Raw genomic sequence first — 7,508 nt, 5'->3', positions numbered from 1 at the left:
CAGGTTCTGCAGCATCCGCAAGGGCTCTTCGTACGGTCCGGAGCCGCGGATCGCATCACGCAGTTGCAGCGCCGCCAGAAGCAGCAGGGTTTCCTGGCTGCCGGGCGCCGCGTCGCGGCGGGCGATGGTGCCGGCCAGGTCCTGTTCCGTCGCGTCGAGGCGCGCCTGCAACTCGGACTGCGCGGTCAGCAATTCGTCCAGCCGGGCGGCTTCGCCGCTGAGCCGGTCGCTGAGCGCCGCCGTCGGGGCGATGGCCGCGGCCTGGCCGTCCTCGATGGACTGCATGCGGTCTTCGATTTCCTGGATGCGGTCGGAGAGGCCCGCGAGATTGGCGCTGAGGGATTCCAGGGCGGCGCGGGTTTCCGGGTCCTGCCCGGCCCCCTGGGAGACCGCGGCCTCGAGAGTCGCAAGGCGCTCGTTCAGATCGCTCAGGGCGGCGCTGTTGTCAGGGGGAAGCTCGGCCTGCAGCGCTGTCAGCCGTTGGTCCAGCGCCTGCAGGGCCTCGGTTACGGCGGCGTTCTCCTGTGCGCCGCCGGAACCGAAGAGGGGCTGCCAGAGCTCCCGGGTATAGATGGTGCCAACGGCCACCACGACGGCCAGCGCAAAGCCCAAGGCCAAACCATTCACCATGGAGCCGCGCCCGCCGCTGGCCGCCGGCGCGGCGCCGGCGGCAGGCCGCGCCGCCTGACTGGCGCGCGAGGCGGCGCTGCTCTGGGTCGCCGTTGCGGCGCCGGCGCTGGATGTCTTTTCGGGGGTCTTCTCGGCCGGTTTCTCGGCTTGCTTGTCCGCTGAAGTCGAGGGTGCAGGCTTGGATTCCGATGCGCTCGTTGGTTTCTGCACTTCACCCTCGATGACCGGCGGTTGGCCCGAGCCTCCGCCCGGCAAGGCGGCGGCGCGCAACAGCTCCGCATCGAGGGTCAGGCCCTTCTTGCCGGCGGCGGCGCGAATCTGGTCGTGGCGGTTGGCAGGAATCGACTCCCGTTCCTTCCAGCCTTGCACCGTGGAGACCGCCACCCCCAGGTCCTTGGCCATGGGGCGGATGCCGCCGAACAGCTCGATCACCGCCAGGGCCGGAGACGTACTCTGATCCCCAGCCTTGCCTGTGCCGCCGACGCCCGCCTTGCCGCTCTGTCCTTCGGATTCAGCCATGATCCCCGCAGATGCCTTCCCGCCCGGCGCCGTACGCTTCTTCGTTGCGGCGCATAAGTACCCTCATTACTCGCCGCTCTGGGCCAAGGCGTCAAGCCGTACAAGCAGTGCGTCCTGATCCGGCCGGGCCGCGACGGCAATCGACCGCCAGGGAAGCCCGGAGACCTGTTGTGCCACGGCATCGCTCAGGCAAAGCGCAACGGCCCTTCGGCAGGCGCCATCCAGTCCTGCCTCCGCGACCAAGCTAGCAAAGCTCGCGGCGGTTCGGGGGGAGAAAAATGTCGCGACATCGATCAATTCCGAGGTGAGCGCCTGCCTCAGCTCCGGCGACAGCCGGCTTACCGCTTGAGAATCGTAGAGAATCGCCCGCAGGACCCGAAATCCCGCAGCCTCCAGGAGTCCTTTGAGATCCCCGGCGCGTTTGCTGGCCGCGGGATGCAGCAGCGGGCCGTCCTGAGGGCGCAGTGCATCGCGCACGCAGCGGGCCAGGTCTTCCACGTCGCCGGCCGCCGAGGTGACCTTGTCAAACCCGGCGGCACGCGCCGCCGCGGCACTGGCATCGCCGACAGCGTAGACCGGCAGCTTCCGGCGAGTATCGAGTCCGGCGAACGCGCGCAGGCCGTTAGCGCTGGTGATCAGCAGCGCCTGGGCCGCCGCGTGACCCTGCGGCCAGTCGACGGCGCTGCGGGGCACGATGGTCAACAGAGGTTCGACCACCACGCGGTGGCCGCGCTCATTCAGCGCGGCAACCAGGCTCTCGGCGTCTTCGCGGGGCCGGGTGACGAGCACCCGCAACTGCGTCTGTCCCCTTCCTGCGTCGCTAGTGCCCGGTGATGGCATCGAAGAACGCCTCGCCGCCCGCCGCCTTCAGGTCCTCGCCCAGGCTGCGGCCCAGCGTTGCCGGGTCAGTGGCCGGCCCCGACCGCTCGGCCCTGTGAACCACGCTGCCGTCGGGCATGGCGACCAGGGCGCGCAGGCGCAGGGTCTCGCGGTCCTCGGAGAGCTCGGCGAGGCCAGCGATGGGCGTGCGGCAGGAGCCTTCGAGGATCGCCAGCAAGGCACGCTCCGCGGCCACCCTGAGACCGCTGTCGGGACAGCAGATGGCGTCGAGGAGGGCGCGGCAGTCGTCATCGTCGCCGCGGATCTCCAGACCGATGGCGCCTTGCGCCACCGCCGGCAGCATCTCCTCCACCGACAGCGCCGCGGTGATCTTGTCGGCTTCGCCCAGGCGGCGCAGGCCGGCAACGGCGAGGAGGGTCGCATCGACCTGCCCTTCCGCCAGCTTGCGCAGGCGGGTGGCGACATTGCCGCGCAGTGGGGCGACGCGGAGGTCGGGTCGGGCGCAGAGAACCTGCGCCTGGCGCCGCAGGGAAGAGGTCCCGACCAACGCCCCCTCCGGCAACTCGGCGATACTCTTGCCATGCGGCGAGAAAAACGCATCGCGCGGGTCCTCCCGCGCCAGCACGTGTTCCACCACCAGGCCGTCGGGCAGCCAGGTCGGCACGTCTTTCATGGAATGCACCGCCGCGTCGACGCGTCCCTCGATGAGGGCCTCTTCGATCTCCTTGGTGAACAGGCCCTTGCCGCCGATCTCCGCCAGGGCGCGGTCCTGAATGCGGTCGCCGGTGGTCTTGATCACCACGATCTCGACGGCGTCGTCCGCCGCCAGGGCGGGGTGGGCCGCCGCGAGACGCGCGCGCACCTCCCGCGCCTGGGTCAGCGCCAGCGGACTGCCCCGGGTGCCGAGGCGGAACGGAAGTTTCTGCGTCATGGCGGCAAGCTTTAGCCCGCATTTCTCACCACGTCCATGGTCTGCCATAGTCTGGGCGGTGGGCTGGCATCACCGCGGGCGAGGCTCTATGGTCCGCCCATGTCGGAGACCAAGCCGAGCGAGCCCAGCCTGACGGTGCTGGGGATCGAGACCTCCTGCGATGAAACCGCCGCCGCGGTGGTGACCGGCGAGGGCCGCATTCTCGCCAACCTCATCCTCTCCCAGCTCGACGAGCACCGCCCCTACGGCGGGGTGGTGCCGGAGATCGCCGCGCGCAGCCATCTCGATCACATCGACCGCCTGGTCGGCGAGGCCATGGAACAGGCTGGGCTGGCCTTCGCCGATCTGGACGGCGTGGCGGTCACCGCCGGCCCGGGGCTGATCGGCGGGGTCTTCGTCGGCGTGATGACGGCGAAGGCCATCGCCCTTGCCTGGGAGCTGCCGTTCCTCGCGGTCAATCACCTGGAGGGGCACGCCCTGACCGCACGGCTCGGCGCGGCGCTGGATTTTCCCTACCTGCTGCTGCTGGTCTCCGGCGGACACTGTCAACTTCTAGCGGTGGAGGGCGTCGGCCGCTACCGGCACCTCGGCGGCACCATCGACGACGCCGTGGGCGAAGCTTTCGACAAGACCGCCAAGCTTCTGGGGCTCGGCTATCCCGGCGGCCCGGCTGTCGAACGTGCCGCGACCGAGGGTGACCCGGAGGCTTTCGGTCTGCCGCGGCCGATGCTGGGCCGGCCCGGCCTGGACTTCTCCTTCTCCGGGCTCAAGACCGCGGTGCGCCATGCGGCGCAGGGCGCGGGCCTGCTCGACAATCCCGAGGGCGATCCGCAGCGGCGGGCCGATCTGGCCGCCGCCTTCCAGGCCGCCGTCGGCGACGTGCTCGCCGAACGCTGCACCAAGGCGCTGGCACTCTTCGCCGAGCGCTACGCCAAGGCGGGCCCGCTCGTGGTCGCCGGCGGCGTTGCCGCCAACCGCCATCTGCGCGCCCGCCTGGACGCCGTTGCCGCCAGCGCCGGGACGCGGCTGCTGGCGCCGCCGCCGGCGCTCTGCACCGACAACGCCGCCATGATCGCCTGGGCCGGGGTGGAGCGCCTGCGCCTCGGCCTCACCGACCCGCTGGACTTCGCCGCCCGGCCGCGCTGGCCGCTGGAGGATCTGGCGGCCCGCGCCGCGGCCTCCCCAGGCTGAGGCCATGGAGAGGCTGGCCGTCATCGGCGCCGGATCCTGGGGCACCGCCCTGGCGGTGGCCTGTCATCGCGCCGGACGCTCCGTGACCCTCTGGGGTCGCGATCCGGCGCGGATGACGGAGGTCGCCGAGCGGCGGGAAAACGCCCGCTACCTGCCGGGGGTCCCGTTGCCGGAAGACATCCTGATCACTTCGGACAGCGCCGAGCTGGTTCGGGCCGAAGCCTGCCTGCTGGTCATGCCGGCCCAGGCCCTGAGACCCATGGCCGACTCTCTGGCGCCGGTCTTGCCGGAAGACATACCGCTGGTGCTCTGCGCCAAGGGCATCGAACAGGCCAGTGGCTTGCTGATGAGCGAGGTGGCCGCCGCCTGCCTGCCGGGCCGGCCGCTGGCCGCCCTGTCGGGGCCGACCTTCGCCGCCGAGGTGGCGCGCGGCCTGCCGGCCGCCGTCACCCTGGCGAGCCGTGAGGCCGGCCTCGCCGAAGCCCTGGCCCGGGCCATCGGCAGCCGCGCATTCCGGCCCTATGTCTCCGACGACCTGCTGGGCGCCGAGGTGGGCGGTGCCATCAAGAACGTCCTGGCCATCGCCTGCGGCATCGTCGCCGGGCGCCGCCTGGGCGACAATGCGCGCGCCGCCCTTATCACCCGCGGCCTCGCGGAGATGACCCGTCTTTGCATCGCGCTTGGCGGACGGGCGGAGACCATGATGGGGCTGGCCGGCCTCGGCGACCTGACGCTGAGCTGTACCGCCACCCAGTCGCGCAATTACAGTCTCGGTCTGGCGCTGGGCGAGGGACGGAGCCTGGACGAGGCCCTGGCCGCGAGCCGCGGCGTGACCGAAGGCGTCTTCACCGCCCGCGCGGCGGTCGCCATGGCGGAGCGGGCCGGTGTGGAACTGCCGATCTGCCAGGCCGTGGATCAGGTGGTCAACGCCGGCGCCGATCTGGCGGCGGCCATAGACGGCCTGCTGGCGCGGCCTTTAAAGGCCGAGGGCTTTTCGGCATAGTGCGGCAGCCACGCCGCAGGTGGTCTTTGCGATCCAGGGGAACATCATGACCTTCGTACTCTATTGCGTCGACAAGGCCGGCCACGGCCATGTCCGGGCGGAGAACCGCCCGGCCCATCTCGAATACCTCAAGAGCAACCTCGAGCGCCTGCTGATCGCCGGGCCGATGACCAGCGACGACGGCGAGAGCGTCACCGGCAGCGTGATCATTATCGACGCCGATGACCGCGCCGCCGCGGAAGCCTTCGCCGCCGGCGACCCCTATGCCAAGGCCGGCCTCTTCGAGAGCGTGACCATCACCGCCTACAAGAAGGTGCTGCCATGACCGCCTACTGGCTGATGAAGTCGGAACCCGGCACCTGGTCCTGGGAGGATCAGGTGAAAGCCGGCACCGCCGAGTGGGACGGCGTGCGCAACTATCAGGCTTCCAACAACATGAAGGCCATGGAGCTGGGCGACCAGGCCTTCTTCTATCACTCGGTCAACGAGAAGCAGGTCGTCGGCATCGTCGAAGTCGCCAAGCTCTACTATCCCGATCCCAGCGACGCGAGTGGACGCTTCGGCATGGTGGACGTGAAGGCCCTGCGGCCTTTCGTCGAACCGGTGACCCTGGCGCAGATCAAGGCGGAGCCACGGCTGCAGGATCTCGCGCTGGTGCGCCAGTCGCGGCTCTCGGTGCTGCCGGTGAAAAAGCCGGAGTGGGACCTGATCTGCAAGATGGGCAAGACCAAGCCGAAGTAGTGGCGGTTGCCGCCCAGTCAACGCCCGGCGCAGCCCTTGTATCGCGCAGGAATTCCGGAAATAATCCGAACCGTAAAAGAAGACGGCAGTAGGGCTGCAAGGCCGTCCGGATGATTTGACCTAAGCAGGGAGGCCGCCGAGGACATGTCCGAAACCACCGTATTTCCTGTGCCCGCCGAGACCGCGGCAAGCGCCTGGTGCGACGAGGCCGGCTACTTCAAGCTCTACGAACAGTCCATCGCCGACCCTGAAGCCTTCTGGGCGGAGCACGGCAAGCGGATCCATTGGTTCAAGCCCTTTACCCAGGTGAAGGACGTGAACTACGGGCCCGACGACGTCCATATCAAGTGGTTCGAGGACGGCACCACCAACGCCTGCTACAACTGCGTCGACCGCCACCTGCCCGCCCGGCAGAACGACACCGCCATCATCTGGGAAGGCGACGACCCCGGCGAGCACCTGCACATCACCTTTGGCGAACTGCACGAGAACGTCTGCCGCCTGGCCAATGCGATGAAAGCGCGCGGCGTGAAGCAGGGCGACCGCGTCACCATCTACATGCCGATGATCCCCGAGGCCGCCTACGCCATGCTGGCCTGCGCGCGCATCGGTGCCATCCACTCCGTGGTCTTCGGCGGCTTCTCGCCCGACGCCCTGGCGGGGCGCATCCAGGACTGCCGGTCCGACTGCATCATCACCGCCGACGAGGGCCTGCGCGGCGGCCGTAAGGTGCCGCTGAAGAAAAACACCGACGCGGCCCTGGAAAGCTGCTCAGACGTGAAGACCGTCTTCGTGGTCAAGCGCACCGGCGGCGAGATCAACTGGGTCGAAGGGCGCGACGTCTGGTACCACGAGGCCTGCGAAGCCGCATCGACCGACTGCCCCGCCGAGGAACTGGAGGCGGAGACGCCGCTGTTCATCCTCTATACCTCGGGCTCGACAGGTAAGCCGAAAGGCGTGATGCACACCACCGGTGGCTACATGGTCTATGCCTCCATGACCCATCAGTACGTCTTCGACTACCACGACGGCGAGATCTACTGGTGCACGGCGGATGTGGGTTGGGTCACCGGCCACAGCTACATCGTCTACGGGCCCCTGGCCAACGGCGCCACCACGCTGATGTTCGAGGGCGTGCCGAACTATCCGGACTCCTCGCGCTTCTGGCAGGTCTGCGACAAGCACAAGGTGAACATCTTCTACACCGCCCCCACGGCGATCCGCGCGCTGATGCGCGAGGGCGAGGAGCCGGTGAAGAAGACCAAGCGCGAGTCCCTGCGTCTTTTGGGAACGGTCGGCGAGCCCATCAATCCGGAAGCCTGGATGTGGTACTACAACGTGGTGGGCGGCGAGCGCTGCCCCATCGTCGATACCTGGTGGCAGACCGAGACCGGCGGCATCCTCATCACCCCGCTGCCCGGTGCCACGCCGCTGAAGCCGGGCTCGGCCACGCGGCCCTTCTTCGGCGTGCGCCCGGTGATCGTCGACGGCGAAGGCCAGCACCTGGAAGGCGCCACCGAGGGCAATCTCTGCATCGCCGATTCCTGGCCGGGCCAGATGCGCACGGTCTACGGCGATCACGAGCGCTTCGTGCAGACCTACTTCTCCACTTACCCCGGCAAGTACTTCACCGGCGACGGCTGCCGGCGCGAT

Annotated in this window: 8 protein-coding genes; 5 read left to right on the top strand and 3 right to left on the bottom strand. The window is 69.2% G+C overall.

What is annotated here, in order from left to right:
* From Q0996_RS09390 to hemC, 3 genes are all read right to left on the bottom strand, one after another.
* Nucleotides 1–1,149 (bottom strand): carph-isopro domain-containing protein (locus Q0996_RS09390; protein WP_367575662.1); only part of this gene is annotated, 1,149 nt, incomplete at its 3' end.
* Nucleotides 1,150–1,215: 66 nt separating this feature from the next.
* Nucleotides 1,216–1,938, bottom strand: a complete 723-nt coding sequence (locus Q0996_RS09385; RefSeq protein WP_299618098.1) for a uroporphyrinogen-III synthase — start codon at nucleotides 1,936–1,938, stop codon at nucleotides 1,216–1,218.
* 31 nt (nucleotides 1,939–1,969) lie between these two features.
* A complete protein-coding gene (gene hemC / locus Q0996_RS09380; protein ID WP_299618096.1) occupies nucleotides 1,970–2,920 on the bottom strand; it encodes a hydroxymethylbilane synthase in 951 nt (316 codons plus the stop codon).
* 129 nt (nucleotides 2,921–3,049) lie between these two features.
* Between hemC and tsaD the strand changes: the two genes are divergently transcribed.
* The 5 genes from tsaD to acs form a co-directional block, all read left to right on the top strand.
* Entirely contained in the window at nucleotides 3,050–4,111 is a 1,062-nt protein-coding gene (gene tsaD, locus Q0996_RS09375; RefSeq protein WP_322096673.1) for a tRNA (adenosine(37)-N6)-threonylcarbamoyltransferase complex transferase subunit TsaD, read from the top strand.
* A gap of 4 nt (nucleotides 4,112–4,115) precedes the next feature.
* Nucleotides 4,116–5,114 carry an NAD(P)H-dependent glycerol-3-phosphate dehydrogenase gene (locus tag Q0996_RS09370; protein ID WP_299618090.1) on the top strand — a complete coding sequence of 333 codons (999 nt, stop codon included), beginning with the start codon at nucleotides 4,116–4,118 and terminating at the stop codon, nucleotides 5,112–5,114.
* 46 nt (nucleotides 5,115–5,160) lie between these two features.
* Entirely contained in the window at nucleotides 5,161–5,439 is a 279-nt protein-coding gene (locus tag Q0996_RS09365) for a YciI family protein (protein WP_299618087.1), read from the top strand.
* A complete protein-coding gene (locus tag Q0996_RS09360; RefSeq protein WP_299618084.1) occupies nucleotides 5,436–5,855 on the top strand; it encodes an EVE domain-containing protein in 420 nt (139 codons plus the stop codon). Before Q0996_RS09365 ends, Q0996_RS09360 begins: the two co-directional genes overlap by 4 nt.
* Before the next feature lie 144 nt (nucleotides 5,856–5,999).
* Nucleotides 6,000–7,508 (top strand): acetate--CoA ligase (gene acs, locus Q0996_RS09355; RefSeq protein WP_299618081.1); only part of this gene is annotated, 1,509 nt, incomplete at its 3' end.

This window comes from Pelagibius sp. (genome assembly GCF_028289705.1).
Taxonomy (GTDB): Bacteria; Pseudomonadota; Alphaproteobacteria; order Kiloniellales; family Kiloniellaceae; genus Pelagibius.
The sequence above is the reverse complement of the archived record's forward strand: the minus strand, read 5'-3'. Positions and strand labels throughout refer to the sequence as shown.

Excerpts from the sequence above, each read along its gene's own strand:
- hemC (WP_299618096.1), bottom strand. The coding sequence starts at position 2,920 with ATGACGCAGAAACTTCCGTTCCGCCTCGGCACCCGGGGCAGTCCGCTG.
- Q0996_RS09370 (WP_299618090.1), top strand. The coding sequence starts at position 4,116 with ATGGAGAGGCTGGCCGTCATCGGCGCCGGATCCTGGGGCACCGCCCTG.
- Q0996_RS09365 (WP_299618087.1), top strand. The coding sequence starts at position 5,161 with ATGACCTTCGTACTCTATTGCGTCGACAAGGCCGGCCACGGCCATGTC.
- Q0996_RS09360 (WP_299618084.1), top strand. The coding sequence starts at position 5,436 with ATGACCGCCTACTGGCTGATGAAGTCGGAACCCGGCACCTGGTCCTGG.